This is a genomic window from Alteraurantiacibacter lauratis, from assembly GCF_037154155.1.
Classification (GTDB): Bacteria; Pseudomonadota; Alphaproteobacteria; order Sphingomonadales; family Sphingomonadaceae; genus Alteraurantiacibacter; species Alteraurantiacibacter lauratis.
In genome coordinates, this window is record NZ_JBANRN010000010.1 from 39,038 (window position 1) to 63,700 (window position 24,663).

Sequence of the window (24,663 nt, forward strand, 5' to 3'; positions counted from 1 at the left end):
CTGACCCGATCAGCTGGCGGCCAGTGCCCTTCTCATCAGGACATCGTTCCAGTCCTCGTCGAGGGTGGTGGGCCGCATGGCAGTGATATGCCGGTCGGCCCTGGCGTGGGCTTCGCGCGCGCGCTCTTCCGCCAGGTCGCCGCCTGCATCGTTGTCGACGAAAAGGTGAAGCTCGCGCACGCTTTCCGGGATCGTGACCAGACCGAAACGCTCGTTTCCGAGCGTTGCCCAGCAGGGCACGCTGAATAGCTGCATGGCCGACAGCGCAGTCTCGATTCCCTCGGCCAGGCCCAAGCGCCCTCCTCGCGGCGCCGCGAGGCGCACCGCTCCGTGCTGCAGGCTCCCCAGCGCCCGCTTGGGCCGATCAAAGCCCGCCAAGCGGCCCGTCCCCGCATCGAAAAAGGTGCGGTGGACGGCGATGACGCCAAGATCCGTGCGCACGGCCGCCAGCATCGCCGTCAGGAATCGGACGGCGCCACGCGGACCCAGCGGTGTCTTGGGATGAAAGCGCAGTTCGGATGACAACTGCGTCAGCCCGCGCTTCAAAAGGTAGGCCTCGGCCGGGCTTCCGCTGAGCGCATCGGCGCCGCGCCAGAGCCGGCACGCGTTGCGGTCGGCTGTTTCCTTGCGGGTCGGCTCCGGCAAAGGCTCGCCCGAGCCGTCGAACAGTTCGCGTGCGCGGACGCCCCGCCGGCCGAGTTCTGCGATGATCTCCTGGTTCGAGCAGCCGGCAAAGCAGTGGAACAGAATGGCGCGCCGACCGAGGCTGACGCTCAGCGAGGGTGTCCGATCATCGTGGGCGGGGCAACGGCACATCCCGCGACTGTGGCGCCATGTTCCGCCAAGGCTGTCGACGATCTCCCGCGCGCGTCGCTCGAGACGCTCGAGTTGATGGCTTTGGGGCATGGTTTCTCCAGTTTGCATGCCTCCCCAGCGCAGCCTCCTCTCCGCACCCGCGCCAATCGTTTTCCTACAACCTTTGTTCTTTATATGTTCTCTCTCGATTCGACCAGAGAAGGAATCGGAAGATGTTCGTGCGAATTGCATTCATCGCAGGGTGTCTGGCGCTGGCTGCGCCGGTCCATGCCCAGACAGATATCGAAAGCAGCAGTCCTCCATCCCAGGAGCACAATGGCTATCGTCTGGCCCAGACGGCCGACGGCTTTCAGCTCGTCGAGCATGGCGTCTGGGACCCCCCGTATGTCAACGCGGTACCAACGTCAGCGCCGGGTCCGGCTGCCTTCGGCTCTCCGGGCGCCGAGACGCACAATGAGAGGCAGGCACAGCCGGCGGCCGGGCCCAACGGATTTCGCCGGGCAGCATATCTTCCGCATGTCTATGCTGCCGAAGCGCAATTCGACCTGCCCACCGGATTGCTCGACGCGCTGATCTGGACGGAATCCCGCTACAATCCGTTCGCCATCAGCAAGGCAGGCGCGGCTGGGCTCGGCCAGCTCATGCCGGGGACGGCAAAGGAGCTCGGGGTCGCCAATCGCTTCGACCCGCTCGCCAACCTCTCCGGGGCCGCGCGGTATTTAAGACAGATGCTCGACCGGTTCGGCGTCGTTCATCTCGCGCTCGCCGCGTACAATGCGGGGCCGGGAGCTGTGGAGCGGGCAAGGGGAATTCCTCGCAACGGCGAGACGCCGGGCTATGTCCGGAATGTCCTTGCGCGTTGGCAGCCTTGAAGGGGGCGGACGTGAGTGGTCGTCGAGACGCGTATCGGGACCGTTGGGAGGGGGACCGTGCGACTTGAGCCGTTGTATGCGAGCGTTGCGGCAATAGCGTGGCGACAACGCAAGGCGGGCGGTTGCGTTAGCGCAATTTGTTCGAATCGCCTTGGCAGTGGTCACTTCGTGACCGCCTTTGGCCGGCAGCTGCCCGTCGGCTCATGGGCAGTCCTGGCGCGAAGAGGAAGGTCCGCTTCCGACCCTGAACGGACATTTGACTCACGCGCAAACGATTGACCCAAATTGCTGGTTTGGTCAGGATCATGGAGCCAACGCAGGGTCGGTCGAGTCGTATGGGGCAAGCGCCTAGACAGCAGACATCATGACCGTGTCGGATGTGAAGCGTTGTCTTGAGCAGTGTTTGGCTACGCTCGACCGCGAAGGCCGGTGGACAGCAGGCGCCCACTTGTCCTCCGCACTTTATGCCTTGGAAAGGGACGACGGTCCGGACACCAAGGCCTACGTCCCCATCCTCGCGACCGGCATCGTTGGAGGGGCTATGATCGGCTGGGGTGCCGGGCGGTTCGCCACCTGAGGCAGACGGCTGATTGGCGTACTCTCGGAAGCGTCCATGGCAGGCGCTTATTGCACGCCTTCAGTGGGATTCCCCCAGCCCAGGCCTAGGGATTTCTGAATTGCGATGTAGCTCCCCGAAAGGGCGGCGAGAGCGGCGTTTAGTCTCGCTTCCGCGGCCAGCTTCTGCCGTTCCGACGCGTTGAGATCGCCCAGCGAGATCACGCCCGCTTCATACCGTTGTCGGTCAAGCTCGGCCGCGCGTGTCGCGGACTGCGCGATCTGGGCGAGCGCCGCGACCGTCCGGCGCTGCTGCGCGAAGCGGGCCAGGGAGGCTTCGGCGTCCTGCAGGGCGCGCAGTACGATCTCCTCGTACTGCGCCTCGGCTTCATCGCGCGCCGCTTCGGCCTGATCGATCCCGGCCGCGGTGCGTCCGAAATCGAGCAGGCCCCACTGCAACTGCGGGATCGCGATCGCGGAAATATTGCCGAGATCGAGGATGTCGTCCGGCGACGTTCCGCCAATGCCGAGGATGCCCATGAAGGAGATTTTGGGAAAACGCGCCGCCTCGGCAACGCCGATGCGGGCCGTCGCCGCTGCCAGGTTGCGTTCCGCGGCCCGGATGTCGGGACGGCGGCGGATGAGCGAAGCCGGGTCCCCGACCGCGACGCTTTCGGGCGGCAGGGGGATCGCGGCGGGGGCGGCGAGATAGGCGTCGAGAGCGCCCGGTGCCTGCCCGGTCAGCACCGCGAGGGCATCCAGATAGACTGCCGCATCTGCCTCGGCCGCTGCGAGGTCCGCGAGGATCGCCTGGAGCTCGTTGTTGGCCTGGCCGAGAGCGAACAAAGGGATCGTGCCTCGCTCGTACCGCTGCGCGGCGAGCTGCAGGGTCCGTTCCTGCAGCGCCCGCTGCCCCTCCAGCGCGGTGACCCTCAGCTGCCGCTCGCGCAAGTTGGCATAGGTCTGCGCCACCTCGGCGGTGAGCTGCACCTGCGCGTCGGCCGCGTTTTCGACCGCAGCGGCGGCGAGGGCGTTGGCCGCCTCGATCTTGCGCCGCTGCCCGCCAGCGAGATCGATCTCCCAGTTGGCGTTGAGGCCAAGGTTGTAGAAGCTAAGCGAAGTTTCGTCTTCATCTTGCTGAGGTTGGCCGGGCTGCGAGGGACCGGAGCCGAGATCGAGACCGGGCAGGTTGGCCTGGATGCTCGTCGCCTGCGCCCCCGCGGTGGGGTAGCGGTTGGCGCGCTCTTGGCGAACGGAGGCGCGCGCCTGTTCGACTCGCGCCCTTGCCGCCTCGAGCCCCGGATTGTCCGCCAGCGCCAGCTGTTCGAGGCGGGTCAGCACCGGGTCGCCGAGCGCCGTCCACCAGCTCGCGAGCGTGGGCTGCTCCAAGCTCACCCCTTCCGACCGTCGGACGAACTCCGGCTGCGGCGCGCTGGTGCCCGCCAAATCCGGCGGCCCCGCGTAGTCCGGGCCGACCGTGCAGCTCGCCAGCAGAATTGCCGCAAGGGCCATCGGCGCATGTTTCTTCATCGGCACCTCAATGCATCGAAAGCGAGACGTTCTTCGGCAAGGGCCGGAGAAACAGCACGAGCGGGACCGTGGCCAGGGTGGCCAGGCCCATGATCCAGAAGATGTCGTTATATGTCATGATGAAGGCCTGTTCCTGGATCATGCCGTTTAGCGCCCTCATGGCCGCACCGGGGCTGCCGAGAGCGTGCGACAGGCTTTCGAGGTATTCCTGGACGCCCGGGTCGTTGCGTGAGAGCGTCTCTTCCATCCGGCGGCTGTGCAGCCACATGCGATTGTCATGAAACGAAGCCAGGGCAGCCAGCGCAAACGATCCGCCAAGATTGCGGGCGGCGTTGAAAATGCCGGAGGCATCGCCGGTGTCCTGCTTCGCGACGGACTGAACCGTGGCTTGGTTGAGAAACATCATGGTCAGGACCATGCCGACGCCGCGCAGCAACTGGCTCTCGGTGAACACGTCGCCCCCAGATTCCGCCGTCAGCGATATGCTTACGAAGCAGCTCAGCGCCATCACGCCGAGGCCGACCGCCACTGCGATCCGGATGTCGATGGTGCGTATCATGAGGGGCAGGACCGGCATCAGGAAGAATGCCGGGACGCCCATCCAAAAGATTACCTGGCCGGTTTGCAGGGCGTTGTAGCCGGAGACGAGCGCCAGGAACTGCGGGATCACGTAGGTCGACCCGTACATGACCATCCCTAGCGCAAGAGCCATTATGCTCACGCTTCCGAACTGGCGATTGAACAGAAGGCTGAGCTTCAGCACCGGTTTGGGAGCGCGGAGCTGTCCGTAGATCAGAAGTAGCAAGCCTACGACCGTTACCAGGGTCAGTTGGACGATGAGCTGCGAGTCAAACCAGTCTTCACGATGGCCTTCCTCGAGCACGATTGTGAGGCCGCCCAGGAACAGGATCATTCCGAGAATCCCGGCCCAGTCGGCGTACCGAAGATAATCCCACTCTGGCTTCTCGTAGGGCAGGCCGAGCAGCAGCAATGCGATCAGCAAGGCGCAGACCGGCACGTTGACGAAGAAGGCGTAGTGCCAGCTCAAGTTCTCGGTGAGCCACCCGCCGATCAGCGGACCCATGACTGGGCCGAGCACCACGGTCATCCCGAACAGAGCCATGCCGATCGGCTGCTGGCGAGGCGGCAGTCGCTTCGCGACGATAGTCATGGCGGTGGGGATGAGCGCACCGCCCATAAGGCCCTGCCCGGTGCGGCCAATTATCATGGTCACGAGGTTAGTGGCGACGCCGCAAACGATCGAAAACCCGATGAACAGCGTCACCGCGATCAGCAACAGGCTGCGCAGCCCGAACAGGCGTTCGAGCCAGGCGCTCAACGGAATGATGATGATTTCCGCCACCAGGAACGATGTCGCGATCCAAGTGCCTTCGGTGACCGTAGCGCCGATCTCGCCCTGGATGACCGGCAGCGCGGAATTAACGATCGATATGTCGAGCGTCGCCAGTAGCGCTCCGAGCGCGCCCGCGGCCACCGCGATCCATGCGGTTGCGTCGGCCCGCTCGGCGGTAGGGTTGGTTGAGGGCGAAGCTGCGGCCATGGCTCAGTCGCGGCCGGCCTCACGCAGGCGTTCAAGCTCGCCTTTCGCGGACCGCGTATCGACCGTCACTTCCACTGACATGCCGGGAACCAGGAGGCGGCGCACCTCCGGAGAAGCCGAGATCGCGATGCGCACCGGGATGCGCTGCACGATCTTGGTGAAGTTGCCGGTGGCGTTCTCGGGCGGCAGGATCGAGAACTCCGCTCCCGTACCTGGGGCGATGCTGGCCACCCGGCCTGTCAGCTCAAGGTCCGGCAACGCGTCGATCTCGATGCGGACAGGCTGGCCAACGCGCATCAGGCCGACCTGGGTTTCCTTGAAATTGGCTTCGATGAAGAGTTGATCCACCGGCACCAGGCTCATCAGCCGGGTGCCGGGCTGCACGAACTGCCCGGCACGCACTGTCAGATCACCCACCCGTCCGGCAATGCTGGCCCGCAGCAGCGTGGACTCGACGTTGAGGCGAGTGCTTTCGAGTTGCGCCCGCGATGCTTCCGCCTGCGACAGCGCCTGCTCGACCTGGCGGCCGAGCGTGCTGATCCGGCGTTGGGCGGCAGCCAGGCCAGCTTCGGCGGCATCGACGCGGGCGCGCGCCTGCCGGGCCTGGGCCTGCAACTGGTCGAGCCGTTCGCGGGGCTCGGCGCCCGTCGCCGCCAGCGGTTCGTAGCGGCGTGCCTCCTGAGCCGCGAGGGCGGCCTCGGCGCGAGCCGCTTCGAGCTGTGCTCGCGCCTGCGACACAGCGGCTTGCTGCTCCTGGATCTGCGCGCGAATGGTGTCGGCGCTCGCAAGGGTAGCGCCGATCTGCGCCTGGGCCTGCGACTGCTGCGCGCGATAATCCCGCACGTCGAGCTGCACCAGCGGCTGGCCGAGGCGGACGTCCTGGTTCTCGCCCACGAGCACTCGGTCTACATATCCGCCCACCTTCGGCGCTACCGTGACCGCGTCGGCCTCGATGTATGCGTTGTCGGTGCTCTGGAGATATTTGCCGGTCGTCTGATAATTCAGGAACCACCAGCCGCCGGCGATCAGCACCGCGACAACTGCCACCAGCAGCGCCAGCCTCACCTTTCGGGATTTGAATGGGGAGCGGCGAGCTGCCTCGGGTGTATCCTCGCTGGGGGCGTCGTTTGCCATGTGCGGTCCGTTCGGCTTTAGTAGAGGCGCGTGCTTGCGCCGCCCAGAGCCATGATACAAGACCATATTAAATGGAACCTCAGCATCGCCCCCTACTGGAAGTCTCCAAGCAACTCGCTTGGACCTTCCTTCGCCTTCAGCGGCTGCTCGACCGGCTGCTCGCCGGAAGCGACGCGTCAGTCGCCAAGATCAGGTTGCTGGCCTACGTCGCCGACGAGCCAAGGCGGTCCACGGACATCGCGACCTTCTTCGGCCACTCGCCGCGCACGGTGACGCAAGCGATCGACGCATTGGAGGCCATCGGACACCTTCGCCGTTGCCCCATGACGGGCGATCGCCGCGCCAAGCTCATCGAGATAACGGAGGAAGGGCGGGCGCTGCTCCAGCGCGCCCAGCCGGTCTACGTCCAAATCTTAGACGAAACCGTGGGCCGCTTGCCGCCCGAGGAACTGGCCGCGATGGACGCGGCACTGGTCAAGCTCTCGGCATTTATCGAGGCGGCGGAGCAACGTGCTGACCAGAGCGAGTCGGACTAGGTTCACGAGCCAAAGGGGAGCCCTGCCGCTCCGGCGAACACGGGCTGCTCTGGCGCCGTGAGTAACTCGCTATTTTGTCGCCCAGCTGACGTTATACGGATGACCGCTTCAGGGAGCGCTGCGGACATGGTCAAATGACCGCTTAGGGCGCAAAGCTGCCCGACCGGCAGATGACTACAGTCGGTCGGCAATAGAAACCGTATCAAGACCGCTAGCGAGCCTCGCGCCCAATCAACTCTCCACCAGCTTCTATGGACGCGGTACTACAGTAGCTTAAGCTGCTCTCTTCCGGGCGCTTCTAATGTCGACTACATTGCCCCTCCCGGATATCTTGGGGCCTCCGGCGTCCCGCTCGCCGCCGAGGAAGTCGGCCCAGTCTTGCATCATGCGGCGGCGCGGGACGATATATTCGGCTGCGTTGTATGCTCCGCGCACCTCGTTCTCCTCCGAATGCGCGAGTTGCATCTCCACCCAGTCCTCGTGGTACTTCCGGATCCACATGGCCGGCTCGCCAAATTCCACCAGCTGCTCGTTAGCCCAGGTGCTCGCCAGCCCGCGAAAGCCGTGCACCGTCTGCCGGCTGTGGTAGCCGAGCCGGTACAGCGCGTAGATCATCGTGTTCTCCGACATCGGCTTTTCAGGCGTCGTCCCAGGGAACATAAAATCGTTCGGGGAACTCGCGATGGCCCGCTTGGCGATCTCAGCGGCCTGAACCGAGAGGGGCACGAGGTGCTCCCGGACCATCTTCATCCGTTCGGCTGGAATGCGCCAGAGCGGCTCCCTGCCATCAAGATCCTCGAACTCCGATTTCACGGCGAAGCGCAGTTCCTTGGTTCTAACCCACGTTAGGAGAGCGAGCATCAAAGCGTCGCGCGTGGTCGCCGATCGCCGTTCGCCCTCTTTGTCGTAGGTTCGAAGCTTTCCCAGGAGCGTCGGCAGCTCGGCAAGAGGTACGCGGCTCATATGTTTGACCCGCGGACGCGGCTTCAACGCACCGCGCAGGTGTGCTGTCGGGTCCGCGGAGGCCAAGCCGCAGGCGATCGCGAACTGGAATATCTGCCCGACGCCCTGCTTGGCCCGGCGGCTGATGTCGAGCGCTCCCCTTGCCTCGATCTTGCGAACCATCGCCAGCACGTCGGGCGGCGTGATCTCGTGCATCAACTTGCTGCCGAGGACCGGAAACACGTCCCGTTCGAGCCGCGACCAGACCCGCTGGGCGTGGGCAGGGTCGAGCGCCGAAGCCCGATTGGCGTGCCACCGCTCGGCGACCACAAGGAAGGTCTCGCCCTTCTCAGGGTTCATCTCGGCTCTGCTTTGGCCGGGGTCCTTGCCGTCGGCGAGTAGCGCCTTTGCTGTGTCGCGCTTCTCGCGAGCGGCCGCGATTCCGAGCGTGGGATAGGCTCCGAACGACAGCAGCTTCTCCTTTCCGTCGTAGCGATATTTCATGCGCCACAGCTTGCTGCCGTTGGGCTGGACCGACAGGAAAAGGCCGCCCCCATCAGCCAGCTTGTAGGGCCGGTCTCGGCGCTTGGCATACTTCGCTTCGAGTTCAGTGAGAGGCATGGGGGTATCGCTCCTTTCCGGAAGGCCGCAAAATACCCCCAGAAATACCCCCTGCCAAATTTGGCTTCATGCGGATTCAAGCGGGCACATGCGGACGCGAATCACCCACAACCCTCTGCTTTATCTGCGCTTTTTGGAAATGTCCGGAAGCTTGCGGAAGCTTCCGGACAGGGACCTGGTAGCGGAGGAGGGACTCGAACCCCCGACACGCGGATTATGATTCCGCTGCTCTAACCGGCTGAGCTACTCCGCCATCCACGATGGCAGGGGGTGGGAAACCCCCGGCAAGGCGCGGCATTTAGGGCGGTGCCTGCCCCCGGTCAATGCCCAATATGCGTTCTTTCGTTGCCCGCATTACCGACCCGTGCCGTGCCCGCGAAACGGCCATTTGCCCAGCGCCTCCCACGGCCCGCCCAGATAGCGGTGGAGTTCCAGTCCGCGAAAGGTGAAGGCCTGCGGCTCCATCCGCGCAGCCAGCCACTGTTGCAGCGCCTTGGCCTCGGCATTGGTGACCTTGTTCTGCACGGTGATGTGCAGGCGCGGGGCGTGGCTGTCCTGTTCGGTCAGCAGGCCGGTGAAACGCTCGGCAATCTCGTCGCGCAGATCGAGCAATGCCGGGCTGGAGAGGCTGAGCGCCGTGCCGCCGCCCAGATTCATCACTCTCTCCAGCCGCGCGGGAACCGGCGGGGTGTGCGCCGCCAGCCGCGCCAGCACCTCCCGCGCCTCGCTTTCCACAAAGGGCGGCAATGCGTGGAACAGCGTGACATGGGCCTTGAGGAAATTGCGCTCTGCCGGGTAATGCTCGCTGCGCAATTGCGTGGCCCAGCTGTAGAGATCGGGCGGCAGCGTTGCCGTGACGATAAGCGGCGGGCTCACATCTCTCCGCGCGCGCGGCGCAGCGCGTACCACTTTTCGACATTGGCCTGATGCTCCTCCAGCGTGCGGGCGAAGGCGTGCCCCCCGCTGCCATCGGCCACCATATAGAGCGCGTCGGTTTCGTCCGGGTTGAGCACCGCCGCGATCGATTCCCGGCCCGGATTGGTGATCGGCCCCACGGGCAGGCCGTTCATCGAATAGGTGTTGTAGCCGTTGACCGCAGCAATTTCCGAACGGCGGATACGGCGGCCCAGCGGGCGGCCCTGCGTAATGGGATAGATGATCGTCGGATCGGCCTGCAACCGCATCCCGATACGCAGGCGGTTGGAATAGAGTCCCGCCACCATGCCGCGTTCGTCAGGCACCCCGGTTTCCTTTTCCACGATGCTGGCAAGGATCACCGCTTCTTGCGGGGTGTTCACCACGCTGCGCGGCCCCTTGGTGGGCCAGAGCTCCTCGATCGTGCGCGTCATCGCCGCCTGCATCCGGTCGAGCACCGCCTGCCGGCTCTCGCCGCGTTCGAAATCATAGGAATTGGGCAGCACGCTACCTTCGGCAGGCACGTCGATTTCGCCCGTCAGCAGCGGTTCGGCCATCAGCTTCTCATGCACCAGCACCGATGGCATCCCTTCGGGAATGGTGATGAACCGGCGGATGACTTCGCCGTGCTGAAAAATGTCGAGGATGCGCGCTGCACTTGCGCCTGCGGGGAGCAGGAATTCGCCCGCCTTGATCGGATCCGAACTGCCCAGCACCTTTGCCCGCAGCAGGAAGCCGTCGGCAGAAGCGATCAGCCCCTCCTCCTCCAGCTTGCGCGCGGCCGATGTCAGCGTGGAGCCGTCGGACACGATGAAGGGCGTGTCCTCGTCAATCTGGCTGGAGCCATACCAGCCCCAGGCGAACCATGCCCCCGCCAGCAGAACCGCTGCCAGAGCGAGGCCGAAAAGGGCGACAACGGCCCGCAGCATGGCTTAATCGACCTTCTTCACCACCAGCGAGGCATTGGTGCCGCCGAAACCAAAGCTGTTGTTCAGTGCCGCGCGCACAGTGCGCTTTTTGGCGACCAGCGGCACCAGATCGACGCCTTCGGTGCCTTCGTCAGGGTCGGTGAGGTTCAGGGTTGGCGGCACGATCTGGTCGCGGATGGCGAGGATGCAGAAGATCGTTTCCACCGCGCCCGCGCCGCCCAGCAGGTGGCCGATGGCGCTTTTGGTCGAGCTCATCGAGGCGCCCGACAGATCATCGCCCAGCACGCGCTTCACCGCTGCCAGCTCGATCGTGTCCGCCATCGTGCTCGTGCCGTGGGCGTTGACATAATCGATATCGCCCGCGCCAAGACCCGCCTTCTTCAAGGCCATGCGCATCGCGTTTTCCGCGCCCATGCCATCGGGATGCGGAGCGGTGACGTGGTGCGCATCACCCGACAGGCCATAGCCGACCACTTCGGCATAGATTTTCGCGCCGCGTGCCTTGGCGTGTTCGTATTCCTCCAGCACGACAACGCCCGCGCCTTCGCCCATCACAAAACCGTCGCGCGCCTTGTCATAGGGGCGGCTGGCTTCGGTCGGGCGGTCGTTGAAGCTGGTATTGAGTGCACGCGCCTGCGCAAAACCGGCAATGCCGATGGGGCAGATCGTTGCCTCGGCCCCGCCTGCCAGCATGATATCGGCATCGTCATCGCGGATCATGCGCGCGGCATCGCCGATCGAATGCGCGCCGGTGGAACAGGCGGTGACGACCGCGTGGTTCGGCCCCATCAGGCCGTATTTGATGCTGACCTGCCCGCTGATGAGGTTGATCAAGCGGCCATGGACGAAATGCGGGCTGACGCGGCCCGGCCCGCGTTCGTGCAGATTGACCGATTCCAGTTCGATCCCCGGCAGGCCGCCAATGCCAGAGCCAATCGAGCAGCCCGCACGCCAGCGGGTCGCCTCGTCCATGTCGGTCAGGCCGGCATCCTCCAGCGCCTGCCCCGCGGCATCAATGCCGAACACGATGAAGGGATCGACCTGCCGCTGCACCTTGTGATCGACGCGCAGATCGGGATCAAAGCCCCATTCGTGATCCTTGGGCTTCACTTCGCCAGCAATGGTGCACTTCTGGTTGGAGGCGTCGAAGTGGGTGATCTGGCCGATGCCGCTGCGCCCTGCAATCAGGTTTGCCCAGGTGGTTTCCACATTGCCGCCCAGGGGGGTGACAAGGCCAAGTCCGGTTACAACCACTCGCCGCATAAGCTCTACTCTCTCCAGTCGCGTGTCGGGGCTATCGTCTGCACATTGCAGGCCTGCGCATCACGGGCCAAAATTGCGAAAGGCCCAGCCACGCATGGCTGAGCCTTCCATCCCCGTCCGCCCATCCCCGTTGGTCTGGCGCGGGCCGTGTTGCGAACAGGGTGTCGGGCAATCAGCCCGCGTTGGCTTCGATGAAGCTGATCGCGTCACCCACGGTGTTGATCTTCTCGGCCGCTTCGTCCGGGATTTCGACACCGAATTCTTCTTCGAACGCCATCACCAGTTCGACAATGTCGAGGCTGTCGGCGCCCAGATCGTCGATGAAGCTGGCATCGGGCGTGACCTTGTCTTCCTCTACCCCAAGATTCTCGACAACGATCTTCTTCACGCGGTCGGCGGTATCGCTCATGTGAAATCCCTTTTCAAAACGCTTGCAGGGTTGATTTGAATTTCGCCCTAGAGAGTGGCGCGGCGGCTTGCAAGGGGGCGCGGTGAGCGCCTGCCCCTGCAATCGCCAGTTTTGCACCGGTGCCTTGCTGCCTTACCCCTTGGGCGGCTCCACCACACGGATGTGCAGTTCGCGCAGCTGCTTCGGCTCGGCCGGCGACGGCGCGCCCATCAGCAGGTCTTCGGCGCGCTGGTTCATCGGGAACAGCGTGATCTCGCGCAGGTTCTGCGCCCCGCACAGCAGCATCACGATGCGATCGACGCCCGCGGCCATCCCGCCATGCGGCGGCGCGCCATACTGGAAGGCACGGTAAAGGCCGCCGAAACGCTCCTCCACATCGGCCTTGGTCAGCCCGGTGATTTCGAACGCCTTGACCATGGTCTCCGGATTCTCGTTCCGAATCGAACCGCTGGCGATTTCATAGCCGTTGCAGACGAGGTCATACTGGTATGCCTTGATCGTCAGCGGATCCTGGCTGGTCAGCGCCTCCATCCCGCCCTGCGGCATGGAGAAGGGGTTGTGGCTGAATTCGATCTTCTTGTTGTCCTCGTCCCATTCATAGAACGGGAAATCGACGATCCAGCACAGTTCGAACCGGTCCTTGTCGATCAGGTCAAGCTGTTCGGCAACGCGCGTGCGGGCAAGGCCTGCCAGCTTTGCGGCCTGCTCTTCCTTGCCAGCGGCGAAGAACACGCCGTCATTTTCGCCAAGGCCCAGCGCCGCAATCAGCTCTGCCGTGCGCTCCTCGCCATGGTTCTTGGCAATGGGGCCGCCGGGCACGCCGTCCTTGATGTTGATATAGCCAAGGCCCGAATAGCCCTCGCCTCGCGCCCAGTTGTTCATGTCGTCGAAGAACTTGCGGCTGCCCGCGCCTGCGCCCGGCGCCGGAATGGCGCGAATGGTGCCGCCCGCCGCCACGATCCCGGCAAAGATGCCGAAACCGCTATCGACGAAGTGCTGCGTCACATCCTTGATGATGATGGGGTTGCGCAGATCGGGCTTGTCGCTGCCGTAATCGAGCATGGCCTTGGCATAGGGGATGCGCGGGAAGCTGCCGACGGGCGTCACCGGCTTGCCCTTGGCGAACGCCTCGAACACGCCGCCGATCACCGGTTCCATCGTTTCCCAAACTTCCTCCTGCGTGACGAAGCTCATTTCCAGATCGAGCTGATAGAATTCGCCCGGCAGGCGGTCGGCGCGTGGGTCCTCGTCGCGGAAACAGGGGGCGATCTGGAAGTAGCGGTCGAACCCCGCCACCATCAGCAACTGCTTGTACTGCTGCGGCGCCTGCGGCAGGGCATAGAACTTGCCCGCATGAATGCGGCTGGGAACCAGAAAGTCGCGTGCGCCTTCGGGGCTGCTCGCAGTCAGGATCGGCGTCGAATATTCGGTAAAACCTGCCGCTTCCATCCGGCGGCGCATGTCCGAGATGATCTTGGTGCGCGTCACGATATTGGCATGCAGCGTTTCGCGGCGCAGGTCGAGAAAGCGGTAACGCAGGCGGATGTCTTCTGGATACTCCTGCTCGCCCGCCACGGGCAGCGGCAGTTCCTCGGCGCGGCTCAGCACTTTCACGCCGCGCGCGAACACTTCGATTGCGCCGGTGGAGAGGTTGGGGTTGACCGTGGCCGCATCGCGCGCCTTCACTTCGCCGTCGATGGTGACGACGCTTTCGAGGCGCAGCCCTTCCAGCACGGGCAGCGCGGCAGAATCGCTGTCGGCCACGATCTGCGTGATGCCATAGTGGTCGCGCAGATCGACAAACAGCACGCCGCCATGGTCACGCTTGCGGTGAACCCAGCCCGACAGGCGGACAGTCTCGCCGACATTGGCAGCGCCAAGGGCGGCGCAGGTGTGGGTGCGGTAAGCGTGGAGCGACTCTGGCATGGTCATGGATCAGGCTTTGCAAATGCGAGTGAACGGGTGCGGGGATACAGCCCCGGCAAGCGGCGCGCATTAGCGCCTCGCCGCGCCTGCGTCACCCCTTTTGCACGATCCGGCGGGGGCGGCGCACGAAGCCGGTGTGCAACACTCACCATGCAAAGTGCGAATTGCTGGGCAAATGGCAGCCCTGCACAGTTGGCGCGCCGCCCTCGCCGCGCTAACAGCCTGCGAAAGGCGCGCCGTCCGGTTGCTGCCTGATCCCTGCCCACACCGGGCGCAGGGCGGTGAACCGCCCACCAGATGAATGACGACCCGATGAAAATACATCCCCTGATTACCAAGACCGCCGATCTCGCCGCGCTGTGCGACCGGCTGGCCGAAGGCAATTTCGTGTGCGTTGACACCGAATTCATGCGGGAGAACACCTATTACCCCCTGCTCTGCCTCATCCAGATCGGGAACGAGGAGGAGGCCGCCGCGATCGACCCGCTGGCCGAGGGGCTGGACCTGAAACCGCTGCTCGACCTGATGTGCGAGAACGAGGATGTGCTGAAGGTCTTTCACGCGGGCGGGCAGGATGTGGAAATCATCTACAACCTCACCGGCAAGACGCCGCAGCCCATATTCGACACGCAGGTCGCCATGATGGCCATCAGCCAGAGCGAGCAGATCGGCTATGCCAATCTTGTCGAAAGCTGGCTGGGCAAGACGATCGACAAGGGCGCGCGCTTTACCGACTGGAGCCGCCGCCCGCTGACCGAACGGCAGATCGAATATGCGATTGGCGATGTCACCTACCTTGCCAAGATTTTCCCGCGCATCCTGAAAAAGCTGATCAAGACCGGGCGCGGCGCGTGGCTCGATGCCGAGATGGAAAAGCTTTCCGATCCGGCCAATTACGCCAACGAGCTGGACGAGGCGTGGCTGCGGCTGCGTGCTCCCGGCCGCAATCCGGCGGTACTGGGTCGGCTGAAGGCATTGGCCGCCTGGCGCGAGAGAGAGGCGCAATCGAAGGACATTCCGCGCGGCCGCATCATCCGCGACGAAACGCTGGCCGATATTGCCAGCCACCCGCCCAAGACGCAGGCTGATCTCGCCAAGGTGCGTGGCCTTTCGCAGGCGTGGAAGGACAATGACATCGGCAAACGGCTGATGCGCGTTCTTGCCAATGCGCAGCCGCTTTCGGAAGACGAAATGCCCGACAAGCCCAAGCGCGGCGCGCCGCTGGGCAAGGAAGGCGCACTGGTGGCGGATCTCCTCAAGCTGCTGCTGAAAATCCGCAGCCGCGAGATTGACGTGGCCGCACGCCTTCTGGCCCGGTCGGAAGAACTCGAAAGCCTAGCCGCCGGGATGCGCAAACTGCCGCTGCTCGAAGGCTGGCGTTACGAGGTGTTCGGCCGCGATGCGCTGGAACTGGTCGAGGGCAAGCTGGCTTTTGCGGTAGAGCGCGGACGGCTGAAGATGACGCATATCGACGATGTCACCAATGGCAGCGCCAGCGTGCATGCGATAGCGACGATCGAGGACGAACCGGTCGAGGAGTGGGCAGCACCGGACGGCGAGGATTACCAGCCGGAGGAAGATGCGCCCGAAACCGAAGCGGACGCTGCCGAGTGAGCATTTACCTGCCCACCATCAAGCAGCTGCAATATCTCGTCGCCCTGCACGAGCATGAACATTTTGGTCGCGCGGCGGACAGTTGCTTCGTCTCGCAATCCACGCTGTCGGCGGGGATACGCGAGCTGGAATCGCTGCTGGGGGTGGTGCTGGTCGAACGCAGCCGCCGCGTGGTGCGCTTTACCCCGTTGGGCAATCAGGTCGTCGCCAAGGCACACCGGCTGCTGCGCGAGGCTGAGGAACTCGCTGATCTGGTGCAGGCGGCGGGAAAGCCGCTGTCGGGCGAATTGCGGATGAGTGTGATCCCCACCATCGCGCCCTTCCTGCTGCCGCGCATGTTACCGCGCCTGCGCCGCGAGCGCCCGCAACTGAAGCTGTTCCTGCGCGAGGAGACAAGCGAGCACGCGGTCGAATCGCTGCATCACGGCCGTGCGGATTGCGTGCTGCTGGCGCTTCCTTTCGCAACGGGCGAGGTAGAGAAGGAAATTATCGGCGAAGACCCGCTCTATGTCGCCTTCCCCAAGGACGACCCGCGCGATCCGCCCGCCGAAATTGCCCCCAGCATGATCGACGAAGGCCGGCTGATGTTGCTGGAGGACGGGCATTGCCTCAAGGAGCACGCGCTCGCCGCCTGCAACCGCCCCGAAATGCGCGCCAGCGCCACGATGATCGGCACCAGCCTGCACACGCTGGTGCAGATGGTGGACAACGGCCTTGGCCTCACCATGCTGCCCGAAATGGCGATCACGGCGGGAATCCTGCACGAAACCAATGTGGTCGCCCGCCCGCTAAAGGGCCGCCACACCAGCCGCCAGATCGCGCTGATCTGGCGCACCAATTCGCCGCGCGCGGAGGAGTTTCGCCTGCTGGCGCAGGAATTGAAGGCGGGCTGACCTAAGCCAGCGCCACCGGAGGCGGGACATAACCGCCCGCCGCCTCGCCTGCCAGTTCGGCAAAGCGGATCGCGGTCAGGTCCTCCATCCACGGCCCGATCACCTGCATCCCCACGGGCAAGCCATCGTGGAACCGCCCGGTCGGCATCACCGTGGCGGGCAGTTTCGCCACCGTTGCCAGCCCCTGCCAGGTGAAATCGAGATAGGGCACGGGCTTGCCGTTCACCGTTATGCGGCGGGCCAGCTGTTCGGAATGTACGCCCTGCCCTTCGGCCATGTGCGGAAACGCGACCACGGGCACCGGCGCAGTCAGCAGCACATCGTATTCGGTGAAATAGCGCGCCCAGTCGCGGTAAAGATGCTCGCGCCGGTCCTGCAATTCGAACCATTCAGGCAAGGTGCAGCGCATATAGCGGGACATCTGTTCGGCAATGCCGGTGGGATCATCCGGGATGCAGGCGGCAAAGGCATCCGCCTCGCCCGGCGCGCTTGCCCCCACAATGGCGAACAGCGTGCGCATATAGGTTTCATGGGCACTGGCTGCATCCACCGGCAGCGCCACCCGTTCAATGCGCGCACCCGCCTTTGTCAGCGCCTCGGCATGGGCTTCCAGCGCCGCGCGCACCCCGTCGTCGAGCACGAAGTCCGACCCTTCCCCCAGCCACAGGCCAACACGGAAGTCGGCCAGCCTCTCGCGGCGCGCGGGGGCAAGCCCGCGTCCGGCCAAGAGCGGCAGGACCAGTGCCAGATCGGCCGCACTGCGCGCCAGTGGCCCGCCCACGCCCAGTTCGGGCTGGTACAACGCGCCCGGCATGGGCGGGATATGGCCGCGCATAGGCACGAGGCCGTAACTCGGCTTGTGCCCGTAAACGCCGCAGAAATGCGCGGGAATGCGGATAGACCCGCCAATGTCGCTGCCCAATTCGAACGCGGTGAGACCCAGCGCCACGCTGGCTGCCGATCCGCCGGAAGAACCACCGGGCGAACGCCCCTCATCCCACGGATTGCGGGTAAGGCCATAGACCGGGTTGAAGCTCTGCCAGTCGCTGGCGCCCTGCGGCAGGTTGGTCTTGCCATAGATGATCGCGCCCGCGCGGCGCAGCGCCGCCACCGCATCGGCATCTTCGGCAGGGCGATGATCGGCCAAAAAGGGAAAGCCGCAACAAGCAGGCATTCCTTCCGCCTCGTAACATTCCTTGATCGTGATCGGCAGCCCCGCCAGCGGAGGGAGCGCCTCACCCCGCGCGCGGGCAGCATCCACTCTTTGCGCCTCGCTCCGCGCCCGTTCCAGATCGAAGGCGACGACTGCGTTGAACCGGGGATTGAGCCGATCCAGCCGGGCCAACATGAGGTCGAGAAGACCTTCCGCGCGGATTGCCCCCGATTGCAGCAGCGCCAGTTGTTCGCCCGCCGAAAGCAGGGCCGTATCCGTGCCAGACATATTCTCTCTCCCCCGATTGCCGCCAATGCGGTCAACCGCACCTCTCAATCCATGTGCTTCAAACCCACCCGCAGATAATCCCAGCCGGTAATCACCGTCAGGATGGCGGCCAGCCACAGCGTGGTAAGGCCCACCGTGTGCGGCAGATTGATGACCTCGCCCCACAGCGCGATGTTCCAGCGCGGCAGGCCCTGCCCCAGAATGAGCGCGCCCAGCGAAACCAGCTGAAAGGTCGTCTTCCATTTGGCCAATTTGCTGACAGGGATCGACACTTGCAGCTGCCCCAGAAATTCGCGCAGACCCGATACCGCAATCTCGCGCATGACGATGATCATGCCGGCAATCACATGCATATCGCCCACATAGGGGCCGCGCAGCACGCCCATCGCCGCCAGCACCAGGATCACGGTGACCACCATGATCTTGTCTGCAATCGGATCGAGGAAGATGCCCAGCTTGCTGACCGCGCCGCTGCTTCGTGCCAGCATCCCGTCAAGGTAATCGGTAAAGCCCATCAGGCAGTAGAGCGCGAAGGCCAGCAGATAGCCTGCTTCCCATCCCGGCCACCACAACAACGCTGCCAGCAGCGGGATCATGGCGATGCGCGACAGGGTGAGGATGTTGGGCAGGCTCAGCATCGCACGCAGCCTTAGGGCACAATCCGCTGGCAAAAAAGCCCGCGGCGAAATTTTGCGCCGGTGCCACTTTTCCGCGCAGTGTTCCTTGTTTGACATGGCAATGCGTCTAAACGCATCAGACACAGGCAATCGCACAAGGCTTTGCACGGCTTTTCATGCTCACTTCCACCCATCTGCTGAAGCAGCGGCGCTTTGCCCCGCTGTTCGTGACCCAGCTGCTCAACGCCTTCAACGACAACCTCTACAAGAACGCGATGGTGCTGTTCGTCGTCTACTCGGTCTACAATTCGGCCGCAGCGGAAACGGTGTTCAGCGGCGTGGCGTCGGCGGTATTCATCCTGCCCTTCTTCCTGCTCTCGGCCATGTCGGGCCAACTGGCCGACATGCGCGACAAGGCACGGATCATCCGCATGGTGAAGGCGGCGGAAATCGGCATCATGACGGTGGGCGCAGCGGGGCTGCTGATGGCCTGGCAGGGGATGCTGACCGAAATGGTCGCGATCCCGCTGATGATGTTGGCGCTGCTGGCGATGGGGGTGCACTCGACCTTCTTCGGGCCGATCAAATACGCGATCCTGCCACAGCATCTGAAGCGCGAGGAAGTGCTGGCGGGCACCGGCCTTGTCGAAGCAGGCACCTATATCGCCATCATGGGCGGAACGATCGTGGCAGGATTCGTCTCGGTTCAGGTGGCCGCCCTGCTGGTGATCGGCATCGCCATCATCGGCTACCTCACCAGCCGGCATGTGCCCCCCGCCCCGCCTTTCGTGGAAGGGCAAGCGATGGATCGCCACATCATCCGCGCCTCGATCGCGCTGGTGCGTAACACGATGCACAACCGCGAAGTGTTCTATGCCATCCTCGCCATCAGCTTCTTCTGGACGATCGGCGCAGTGCTTTTCATCCAGTTCCCGCCGCTGGCCAAGAATGTCCTGATGGCGAGCAAGGAAGTCGCCAGCCTGTTCCTGGTAATCTTTTCCATCGGTGTCGCCATTGGATCGGTGGCGATCAACGCGCTGCTGAAAGGCGCGGTATCGGCGCGCTATTCACCGATGTCGGTGATCTTCATGGGGCTGTTTGTCGCCGCCTTCTACTGGGTGTGCCATCTGTGGGACGGCGTGCCGCATGGCAGCGAATTGATGGACGTCGCCACCTTCATCGCGCAGCCGCTGGCGCCGCTGGTGCTGTTCACCCTGCTGCTGATCGCGATTGCGGGCGGCATGTTCGTGGTGCCGCTCTATGCTTTCCTCACCACCAAGGTCGATCCCTCGCAGGCCAGCCGCGCGGTGGCGGCGAACAATATCGTCAATTCAGGCGCAATGGTGGGCGGTTCGGTGCTGGCGCTGGGTCTCAGCGCGGCAGGGGTGCCGCTGGTGGAGCAGGTGCTGCTGAGTGCGGCGATGTGCCTGATCTCCGCATGGCTTGGCTACCGGCTCTACGCGGCGGAAAAGCTGGCGGCGCTTCCTGCCGAATAGCTCAGGCGAAAAACACTGTCACCGCGAGGAAGCAGGCGACATAGGTGGCGAGAAACTGGCGCGCATCCTCGCCGTCGAGCCCGAAGAAGTTGAGGCGCCAACTGCGCTTGCTCTCCACCTCGTCCAGCATACGCCACAAGGGTGGAAGCGAGGCCCGGAACGGGTGGCGGGCCGATTCATCGGTCAGGACAAGTGCGCGTCTCATGGGGGACTTGTGTTAACCCTTTGCTAACCATCTTCCAGCCGCAAGGTTCCGCCTGTCCACAATCCGGACAGTGGAGAAGATCGCGATACCGCCAACGGCGATTGCGGGGTGCATGGCGAGCGGGTAGAGGATGATTTCATGAGCAACCAAGCCGCCGCCTTGCTGGTCGAATGCCTTGCCGTGCAAGGCTGCGACCGTGTGTTCACCGTGCCGGGGGAGAGCTTTCTTCCCGTGCTCGACGCGCTGAAAGATCATCCGCAGATCCAGACGGTTACGTGCCGGCAGGAAGGCGGCGTCACCTTCATGGCCTGCGCCGACGGGACGATGACAGGCAGGCCCGGCATCGCCTTCGTCACGCGCGGGCCCGGTGCCACCAATGCCAGCATCGGCGTGCATGTCGCGATGCAGGATTCGCAGCCGATGATCCTGTTCGTCGGCGATGTGGGCCGCGAAATGCGCGACCGCGAAGGCTTTCAGGAGGTCGATTTTCCTGCCTTCTTCGCCCCCATCTGCAAGTGGGCCGCGCGAATCGACCGCGCCGAACGGATTCCCGAATATATCGCCCGCGCCTATGCTACCGCGATTGGCGGCAGGCCCGGCCCGGTGGTGCTGGCCCTGCCCGAAGACATGCTGCACGAAAGCGGCGTGCAGGCGGCGGTGCGCCCCTTCGTGCACAAGCCCGCGCAGCCCCCCTGCCCCGATGCGCTGGAAGCGATGATGGCGCTGATCGCGGATGCTGCGGCACCGCTGGCGATCATTGGCGGCGCGGGCTGGCACGCCAAGGCGCGCGACCATTTCACCGCCTTTGCCGAGCGTCTGGGCCTGCCGGTCGCCACCGCATTCCGGCGGCAGGATGCGATATCGCCCGCCTCCCCCGTTTATGCGGGCAATCTGGGATACGGCCCCTCACCCGCCTTGGTGGAAGGCGTAAAGGCGGCCGATCTGCTGCTGGTGGTAGGTGCAAGGCTGGGGGAAGCGACGACCGATGGCTATACGCTCGTCACCCCCGATCACCCCGGCCAGACACTGATTCATGTGCACCCCGATCCGGCGGAGCTGAACCGCGTTTACCGTGCAGACCTTGCGATCTGCGCCGATCCCGATGAATTTGCCGAAAGCGCCGCCCTGTGGGACGATCACGCGATTATCTCCTTTGATGCAGGCGAGGAGGCGCACCGCGAATGGCTCGCATGGTCGACTCCGGGCGCGGCGGATTTCGCGCTCGACCTGAACCGGGTGATGGCAGCGATCCGTTCGCAGGTGCCCGCCAATGCCATCATTTGCAACGGCGCGGGAAATTTTGCGGGCTGGTGGCACCGCTTCTGGCATTACCACGGCGCGCCGGGCCAGCTTGCCCCCACCTGCGGGGCGATGGGTTATGGCATACCCGCAGCGGTGGCCGCCGCATTGCGTTACCCCGACCGCACAGTCATCGCAGCCGCGGGTGACGGCGATTTCCTGATGAACGCGCAGGAACTGGCAACCGCGGTGCAATATGGCGCGGATATGCTGGTGATCGTGTTCGACAATGCGGCCTATGGCACGATCCGGATGCATCAGGAGCGCGAATATCCCGGCCGCGTTTCCTCCACCGATCTGGCCAATCCGGATTTCGCGGCAATGGCCACCGCGTTTGGCGGCTGGGGCGCACGGGTAGAGACGCATGAAGCCTTTGCCGAAACGCTGGGCGACGCCTTGGCGCGAACGGGCGTGCGGCTGATTCACTGCCTGACCGACATTGAACAATTGAGCGCAGGCGGCGCGACGGTAAGCGGGTTGAGGCGCGGGTGATCCCCCATGCAAAAGGGCCACCCGCAAAGGTGGCCCTTGGCATTTTACGTATCCCAAACCGGCAGCCTTCAGATGTTGTTGCCAAGCTTGCCCTTGAGCTCGCCCTTCATCTGCTGGGCCTTGCCTTTCATTTCCTGCGCCGCGCCTTCGGCGCGCGTTTCAGGATCGTTGGAATGCTGCTTGGCCTTGCCGATAGCTTCGTTGATGTTGCCCTTGGCCTTGTCGATAAAATCGCCCATGTCGTGTCTCCTTGATTGTTTTCACGGATGGCGACGTGTTCGCCTTCCTTGCTGAGCCAATGGTTTAACGACCAGGCAGGTTCCCTCTCATCGCGCCGCCAGCGCCAGGATGTGCTCCCATTCGGACGGAGTGATCTCGGCCACGGAAAGGCGCGACAGGCGCACCAGTTCGATCCCTTCCAGCGCGGCATCGCCCTTGATCTCGGCCAGCGTGACGGGGCGTTCCAGCGCACGCACGGGCTTGACCATCACGGTCGCCCACTTGCCTTCGGGATCGGTCGGATCGATTAGGCCCGTGCGGCTTATTTCCACGATGCCGACAATCTCCTTGCCGGTGACCGAATGGTAGAAAAAGGCCTGATCGCCCACCTGCATCGCGCGCATATTGTTGCTGGCGCGGTGATTGCGCACGCCATCCCACACGGTTTCGCCGTCACGCAGCAGCGCGTCCCAGCCATACTTTTCCGGCTCCGACTTCATCAGCCAGTAGCGATGCATAACCCTGTCCCTTTGCCCTGAATGTGCGCGCAGCTGCGCAATTGTGGCCGATGCCGCGGCGGCATTAACCGAAAATTGATCATGCTTTCGCATATGTCGTTTGCACTTTTGGGGGGCAAGCCGTCTTGGCGAAAATCATGGGCCAGAATACGAGCCATAATGCGGGCCAGAATCCGGCCAAGACGGCCGACAACCGCAGCAGGCGGCACGACATCGTCGCCTTTGGTATTGCCGTGGCAGCCATTATCCAGTTCGTGGGCATCGCCGGCACGTTGATGCCGCAGGTTCTGCGCTCGTGGCTGACGGGCGGCGCTCCGCCCGATCCGCTGCTGGTCAACGCGTTGCTGCTCAATATTGCGCTCGTGCTGCTGGGCTGGCGCCGCTATTCCGAAATGCAGCGCGAAGTGGCCACCCGGCGCAAGACCGAGGAAGAGGCGCGCCTGTTGGCCAGTACCGACCCGCTGACCAAATGCCTCAACCGCCTCAGCAGCACCGCCGCGATCGAGGCCTTGCTCGAAACAGGGCGACAGGCGAAGCGCAGGGTCGCGGTGTTCATGATCGACCTCGACAATTTCAAGCAGATCAATGACCTGAACAGCCACCAGACGGGCGATCTGGTGCTGACCGTGGTGGCAGACCGGTTACGCATGCATTTCCCCGCTGGCAGCGTGATCGCCCGCGTGGGCGGCGATGAATTCGTATGCGCGATGATTGTGGATCCGGCGCTGCATAACGACCTTGACCACTTTGCCGCGCTGCTGATCGAACAGGTCGGCCAGCCCGTGGCCGATGGACGGGCGATGATCCTGCCGCGCATTTCCGCTGGCTATGCCCTGAGCGAGCCGCATACCAGCGACAGCGCGGCCTGTGATGCCGCCACGCTGGTGCATCGCGCCGATATTGCGATGTATCACGCCAAGAAGAACGGCCGAAACCGCCATGTAGCCTTCCTCCCCCTGTTGGAGGATGATCTGCGGCTGAAGCGGGATCTGGAAGCCGCTATCCGTGACGGCATTGCCAAGGGCGAGTTCGTGCCGTTCTACGAGCAGCAAGTCGATCTGCAAACAGGCAAGCTGGTGGGCTTCGAGATGCTGGCGCGCTGGCATTCGCCGCATTATGGCCTCGTCAGTCCCGAAGTGTTCATTCCCATTGCCGAGGAAATGGACCTGATTTCGGATCTTTCCGAAAACCTCATCCGGCAGGCGCTGGCCGATGCGCGCGAATGGGATCCGTCGCTGACGCTTTCGGTCAACATCTCGCCGGTGCAGTTTCGTGACGCGTGGTTTGCGCAAAAGCTGCTGCAATTGCTGGTGCAGGCGGGCTTTCCGCCCAGCCGGCTGGAAATCGAGATTACCGAAAGCACGCTGCACGAAAATGTGGGCGCGGTGCGTAATGCAATCAACAGCCTGAAAAACCAGGGCGTGCGCGTCTGCCTCGACGATTTCGGCACGGGCTATTCCAGCCTCAGCCAATTGCGTTCGCTGCCGTTCGACCGGATCAAGATCGACCGCAGCTTCGTGTCGGAAATCGGGCAAGATTCCAAATGTGACGATCTGGTCGCTGCGATCGTCTCGCTGGGGCGCGGGCTTGATCTGCCGGTGACGGCGGAAGGGATCGAAAGCCAACATGTGCGCGACGCGCTGCGCGAACTGGGCGGGATGAAAGGCCAGGGCTACCTGTTCGGAATGCCCGAAGATGCCAATGCGACTCGCGAGAGACTGGCCGGGATGCAGCTACTTTCCGGCGGCACAGGCCACGCCTCCAACCCTGCCGAAACGCCCGAACTGCTTGCCACTCAGAAAAGGCAGGCAAGCTGAGGCACAAAGGCTGACGCAGGCCAGCCGGAGCATCCGGCGAGCA

23 protein-coding genes and 1 tRNA gene are annotated in these 24,663 nt (G+C 64.0%); 8 read left to right on the forward strand and 16 right to left on the reverse strand.

Annotated elements, in window-relative coordinates:
- Positions 1-9: 9 nt before the first annotated feature.
- On the reverse strand, positions 10-924 hold the full coding sequence (locus WFP39_RS10165; RefSeq protein ID WP_377923280.1) for a DUF7146 domain-containing protein: 915 nt from the start codon (positions 922-924) through the stop codon (positions 10-12).
- 104 nt (positions 925-1,028) lie between these two features.
- Between WFP39_RS10165 and WFP39_RS10170 the strand changes: the two genes are divergently transcribed.
- Together WFP39_RS10170 and WFP39_RS10175 are read left to right on the forward strand one after the other, a co-directional pair.
- Positions 1,029-1,688, forward strand: coding sequence for a lytic transglycosylase domain-containing protein (locus WFP39_RS10170; protein WP_336919434.1), 660 nt, complete (start codon positions 1,029-1,031; stop codon positions 1,686-1,688).
- 364 nt (positions 1,689-2,052) lie between these two features.
- Complete coding sequence (locus WFP39_RS10175; protein ID WP_336919436.1) at positions 2,053-2,265, forward strand: hypothetical protein; 213 nt, start codon at positions 2,053-2,055, stop codon at positions 2,263-2,265.
- A gap of 47 nt (positions 2,266-2,312) precedes the next feature.
- Here the strand turns inward: WFP39_RS10175 and WFP39_RS10180 are convergent, their stop codons facing one another.
- From WFP39_RS10180 to WFP39_RS10190, 3 genes are read right to left on the reverse strand one after another with little or no spacing between them, the layout of a single operon-like run.
- Positions 2,313-3,773 carry an efflux transporter outer membrane subunit gene (locus WFP39_RS10180; RefSeq protein ID WP_336919438.1) on the reverse strand — a complete coding sequence of 487 codons (1,461 nt, stop codon included), beginning with the start codon at positions 3,771-3,773 and terminating at the stop codon, positions 2,313-2,315.
- Positions 3,774-3,780: 7 nt separating this feature from the next.
- On the reverse strand, positions 3,781-5,334 hold the full coding sequence (locus tag WFP39_RS10185) for an MDR family MFS transporter (protein WP_336919440.1): 1,554 nt from the start codon (positions 5,332-5,334) through the stop codon (positions 3,781-3,783).
- A 3-nt stretch (positions 5,335-5,337) separates the two neighbouring features.
- Positions 5,338-6,468, reverse strand: coding sequence for an HlyD family secretion protein (locus tag WFP39_RS10190; protein ID WP_336919441.1), 1,131 nt, complete (start codon positions 6,466-6,468; stop codon positions 5,338-5,340).
- Positions 6,469-6,539: 71 nt separating this feature from the next.
- Here WFP39_RS10190 and WFP39_RS10195 point away from each other — a divergent pair, with 71 nt between their 5' ends.
- Positions 6,540-7,004: a MarR family winged helix-turn-helix transcriptional regulator gene (locus WFP39_RS10195; RefSeq protein ID WP_336919443.1), complete on the forward strand. Its 465-nt coding sequence runs from the start codon at positions 6,540-6,542 to the stop codon at positions 7,002-7,004.
- 273 nt (positions 7,005-7,277) lie between these two features.
- On the opposite strand, the gene WFP39_RS10200 is transcribed toward WFP39_RS10195, so the two are convergent.
- The 7 genes from WFP39_RS10200 to aspS form a co-directional block, all read right to left on the reverse strand.
- Positions 7,278-8,567, reverse strand: coding sequence for a tyrosine-type recombinase/integrase (locus WFP39_RS10200; protein ID WP_336919444.1), 1,290 nt, complete (start codon positions 8,565-8,567; stop codon positions 7,278-7,280).
- 176 nt (positions 8,568-8,743) lie between these two features.
- A tRNA-Met gene (locus WFP39_RS10205) sits at positions 8,744-8,820 on the reverse strand.
- A 101-nt stretch (positions 8,821-8,921) separates the two neighbouring features.
- Positions 8,922-9,443 carry a 2'-5' RNA ligase family protein gene (locus WFP39_RS10210; RefSeq protein ID WP_336919446.1) on the reverse strand — a complete coding sequence of 174 codons (522 nt, stop codon included), beginning with the start codon at positions 9,441-9,443 and terminating at the stop codon, positions 8,922-8,924.
- Positions 9,440-10,411, reverse strand: a complete 972-nt coding sequence (gene mltG, locus WFP39_RS10215; protein WP_336919447.1) for an endolytic transglycosylase MltG — start codon at positions 10,409-10,411, stop codon at positions 9,440-9,442. Before mltG ends, WFP39_RS10210 begins: the two co-directional genes overlap by 4 nt.
- A gap of 3 nt (positions 10,412-10,414) precedes the next feature.
- Positions 10,415-11,674: a beta-ketoacyl-ACP synthase II gene (fabF, locus tag WFP39_RS10220; RefSeq protein ID WP_336919448.1), complete on the reverse strand. Its 1,260-nt coding sequence runs from the start codon at positions 11,672-11,674 to the stop codon at positions 10,415-10,417.
- 172 nt (positions 11,675-11,846) lie between these two features.
- Positions 11,847-12,083, reverse strand: a complete 237-nt coding sequence (locus WFP39_RS10225; protein WP_336919450.1) for an acyl carrier protein — start codon at positions 12,081-12,083, stop codon at positions 11,847-11,849.
- Positions 12,084-12,215: 132 nt separating this feature from the next.
- On the reverse strand, positions 12,216-14,009 hold the full coding sequence (aspS, locus tag WFP39_RS10230; protein ID WP_336919541.1) for an aspartate--tRNA ligase: 1,794 nt from the start codon (positions 14,007-14,009) through the stop codon (positions 12,216-12,218).
- Positions 14,010-14,321: 312 nt separating this feature from the next.
- Between aspS and rnd the strand changes: the two genes are divergently transcribed.
- Together rnd and WFP39_RS10240 are read left to right on the forward strand one after the other, a co-directional pair.
- A complete protein-coding gene (rnd, locus tag WFP39_RS10235; RefSeq protein WP_336919452.1) occupies positions 14,322-15,623 on the forward strand; it encodes a ribonuclease D in 1,302 nt (433 codons plus the stop codon).
- Positions 15,620-16,516: a hydrogen peroxide-inducible genes activator gene (locus WFP39_RS10240; protein WP_336919454.1), complete on the forward strand. Its 897-nt coding sequence runs from the start codon at positions 15,620-15,622 to the stop codon at positions 16,514-16,516. The genes rnd and WFP39_RS10240 overlap by 4 nt, the downstream gene beginning before the upstream one ends.
- A gap of 1 nt (position 16,517) precedes the next feature.
- Here WFP39_RS10240 and WFP39_RS10245 read toward each other — a convergent pair whose 3' ends face one another.
- Together WFP39_RS10245 and pgsA are read right to left on the reverse strand one after the other, a co-directional pair.
- A complete protein-coding gene (locus WFP39_RS10245) occupies positions 16,518-17,957 on the reverse strand; it encodes an amidase family protein (RefSeq protein ID WP_336919455.1) in 1,440 nt (479 codons plus the stop codon).
- A 44-nt stretch (positions 17,958-18,001) separates the two neighbouring features.
- Positions 18,002-18,595 carry a CDP-diacylglycerol--glycerol-3-phosphate 3-phosphatidyltransferase gene (gene pgsA / locus WFP39_RS10250; protein ID WP_336919456.1) on the reverse strand — a complete coding sequence of 198 codons (594 nt, stop codon included), beginning with the start codon at positions 18,593-18,595 and terminating at the stop codon, positions 18,002-18,004.
- A 155-nt stretch (positions 18,596-18,750) separates the two neighbouring features.
- Here pgsA and WFP39_RS10255 point away from each other — a divergent pair, with 155 nt between their 5' ends.
- Positions 18,751-20,070, forward strand: a complete 1,320-nt coding sequence (locus WFP39_RS10255; protein ID WP_336919457.1) for an MFS transporter — start codon at positions 18,751-18,753, stop codon at positions 20,068-20,070.
- 1 nt (position 20,071) lies between these two features.
- On the opposite strand, the gene WFP39_RS10260 is transcribed toward WFP39_RS10255, so the two are convergent.
- Positions 20,072-20,275 (reverse strand): hypothetical protein, encoded by a 204-nt coding sequence (locus tag WFP39_RS10260; protein ID WP_336919458.1) that lies wholly within the window; start codon positions 20,273-20,275, stop codon positions 20,072-20,074.
- A 138-nt stretch (positions 20,276-20,413) separates the two neighbouring features.
- Here WFP39_RS10260 and WFP39_RS10265 point away from each other — a divergent pair, with 138 nt between their 5' ends.
- A complete protein-coding gene (locus tag WFP39_RS10265) occupies positions 20,414-22,066 on the forward strand; it encodes a thiamine pyrophosphate-binding protein (RefSeq protein ID WP_336919459.1) in 1,653 nt (550 codons plus the stop codon).
- A gap of 68 nt (positions 22,067-22,134) precedes the next feature.
- Here WFP39_RS10265 and WFP39_RS10270 read toward each other — a convergent pair whose 3' ends face one another.
- Complete coding sequence (locus WFP39_RS10270; RefSeq protein ID WP_336919460.1) at positions 22,135-22,305, reverse strand: CsbD family protein; 171 nt, start codon at positions 22,303-22,305, stop codon at positions 22,135-22,137.
- A gap of 87 nt (positions 22,306-22,392) precedes the next feature.
- Positions 22,393-22,803 carry an EVE domain-containing protein gene (locus tag WFP39_RS10275; protein ID WP_336919461.1) on the reverse strand — a complete coding sequence of 137 codons (411 nt, stop codon included), beginning with the start codon at positions 22,801-22,803 and terminating at the stop codon, positions 22,393-22,395.
- 137 nt (positions 22,804-22,940) lie between these two features.
- Between WFP39_RS10275 and WFP39_RS10280 the strand changes: the two genes are divergently transcribed.
- Positions 22,941-24,620: a putative bifunctional diguanylate cyclase/phosphodiesterase gene (locus WFP39_RS10280; RefSeq protein ID WP_336919462.1), complete on the forward strand. Its 1,680-nt coding sequence runs from the start codon at positions 22,941-22,943 to the stop codon at positions 24,618-24,620.
- The last annotated feature ends 43 nt before the right edge of the window (positions 24,621-24,663 follow it).

Coding starts and splice junctions, on each gene's coding strand:
- pgsA (WP_336919456.1), bottom strand. CDS start 18,595: ATGCTGAGCCTGCCCAACATCCTCACCCTGTCGCGCATCGCCATGATC.
- WFP39_RS10185 (WP_336919440.1), bottom strand. CDS start 5,334: ATGGCCGCAGCTTCGCCCTCAACCAACCCTACCGCCGAGCGGGCCGAC.
- aspS (WP_336919541.1), bottom strand. CDS start 14,009: ATGCCAGAGTCGCTCCACGCTTACCGCACCCACACCTGCGCCGCCCTT.
- WFP39_RS10175 (WP_336919436.1), top strand. CDS start 2,053: ATGACCGTGTCGGATGTGAAGCGTTGTCTTGAGCAGTGTTTGGCTACG.
- WFP39_RS10225 (WP_336919450.1), bottom strand. CDS start 12,083: ATGAGCGATACCGCCGACCGCGTGAAGAAGATCGTTGTCGAGAATCTT.
- WFP39_RS10255 (WP_336919457.1), top strand. CDS start 18,751: ATGCTCACTTCCACCCATCTGCTGAAGCAGCGGCGCTTTGCCCCGCTG.
- WFP39_RS10260 (WP_336919458.1), bottom strand. CDS start 20,275: ATGAGACGCGCACTTGTCCTGACCGATGAATCGGCCCGCCACCCGTTC.
- rnd (WP_336919452.1), top strand. CDS start 14,322: ATGAAAATACATCCCCTGATTACCAAGACCGCCGATCTCGCCGCGCTG.
- WFP39_RS10275 (WP_336919461.1), bottom strand. CDS start 22,803: ATGCATCGCTACTGGCTGATGAAGTCGGAGCCGGAAAAGTATGGCTGG.
- WFP39_RS10200 (WP_336919444.1), bottom strand. CDS start 8,567: ATGCCTCTCACTGAACTCGAAGCGAAGTATGCCAAGCGCCGAGACCGG.
- WFP39_RS10165 (WP_377923280.1), bottom strand. CDS start 924: ATGCAAACTGGAGAAACCATGCCCCAAAGCCATCAACTCGAGCGTCTC.
- WFP39_RS10270 (WP_336919460.1), bottom strand. CDS start 22,305: ATGGGCGATTTTATCGACAAGGCCAAGGGCAACATCAACGAAGCTATC.
- WFP39_RS10195 (WP_336919443.1), top strand. CDS start 6,540: ATGGAACCTCAGCATCGCCCCCTACTGGAAGTCTCCAAGCAACTCGCT.
- WFP39_RS10190 (WP_336919441.1), bottom strand. CDS start 6,468: ATGGCAAACGACGCCCCCAGCGAGGATACACCCGAGGCAGCTCGCCGC.
- WFP39_RS10180 (WP_336919438.1), bottom strand. CDS start 3,773: ATGAAGAAACATGCGCCGATGGCCCTTGCGGCAATTCTGCTGGCGAGC.
- fabF (WP_336919448.1), bottom strand. CDS start 11,674: ATGCGGCGAGTGGTTGTAACCGGACTTGGCCTTGTCACCCCCCTGGGC.
- WFP39_RS10170 (WP_336919434.1), top strand. CDS start 1,029: ATGTTCGTGCGAATTGCATTCATCGCAGGGTGTCTGGCGCTGGCTGCG.
- WFP39_RS10265 (WP_336919459.1), top strand. CDS start 20,414: ATGAGCAACCAAGCCGCCGCCTTGCTGGTCGAATGCCTTGCCGTGCAA.
- WFP39_RS10280 (WP_336919462.1), top strand. CDS start 22,941: ATGGGCCAGAATACGAGCCATAATGCGGGCCAGAATCCGGCCAAGACG.
- WFP39_RS10245 (WP_336919455.1), bottom strand. CDS start 17,957: ATGTCTGGCACGGATACGGCCCTGCTTTCGGCGGGCGAACAACTGGCG.
- mltG (WP_336919447.1), bottom strand. CDS start 10,411: ATGCTGCGGGCCGTTGTCGCCCTTTTCGGCCTCGCTCTGGCAGCGGTT.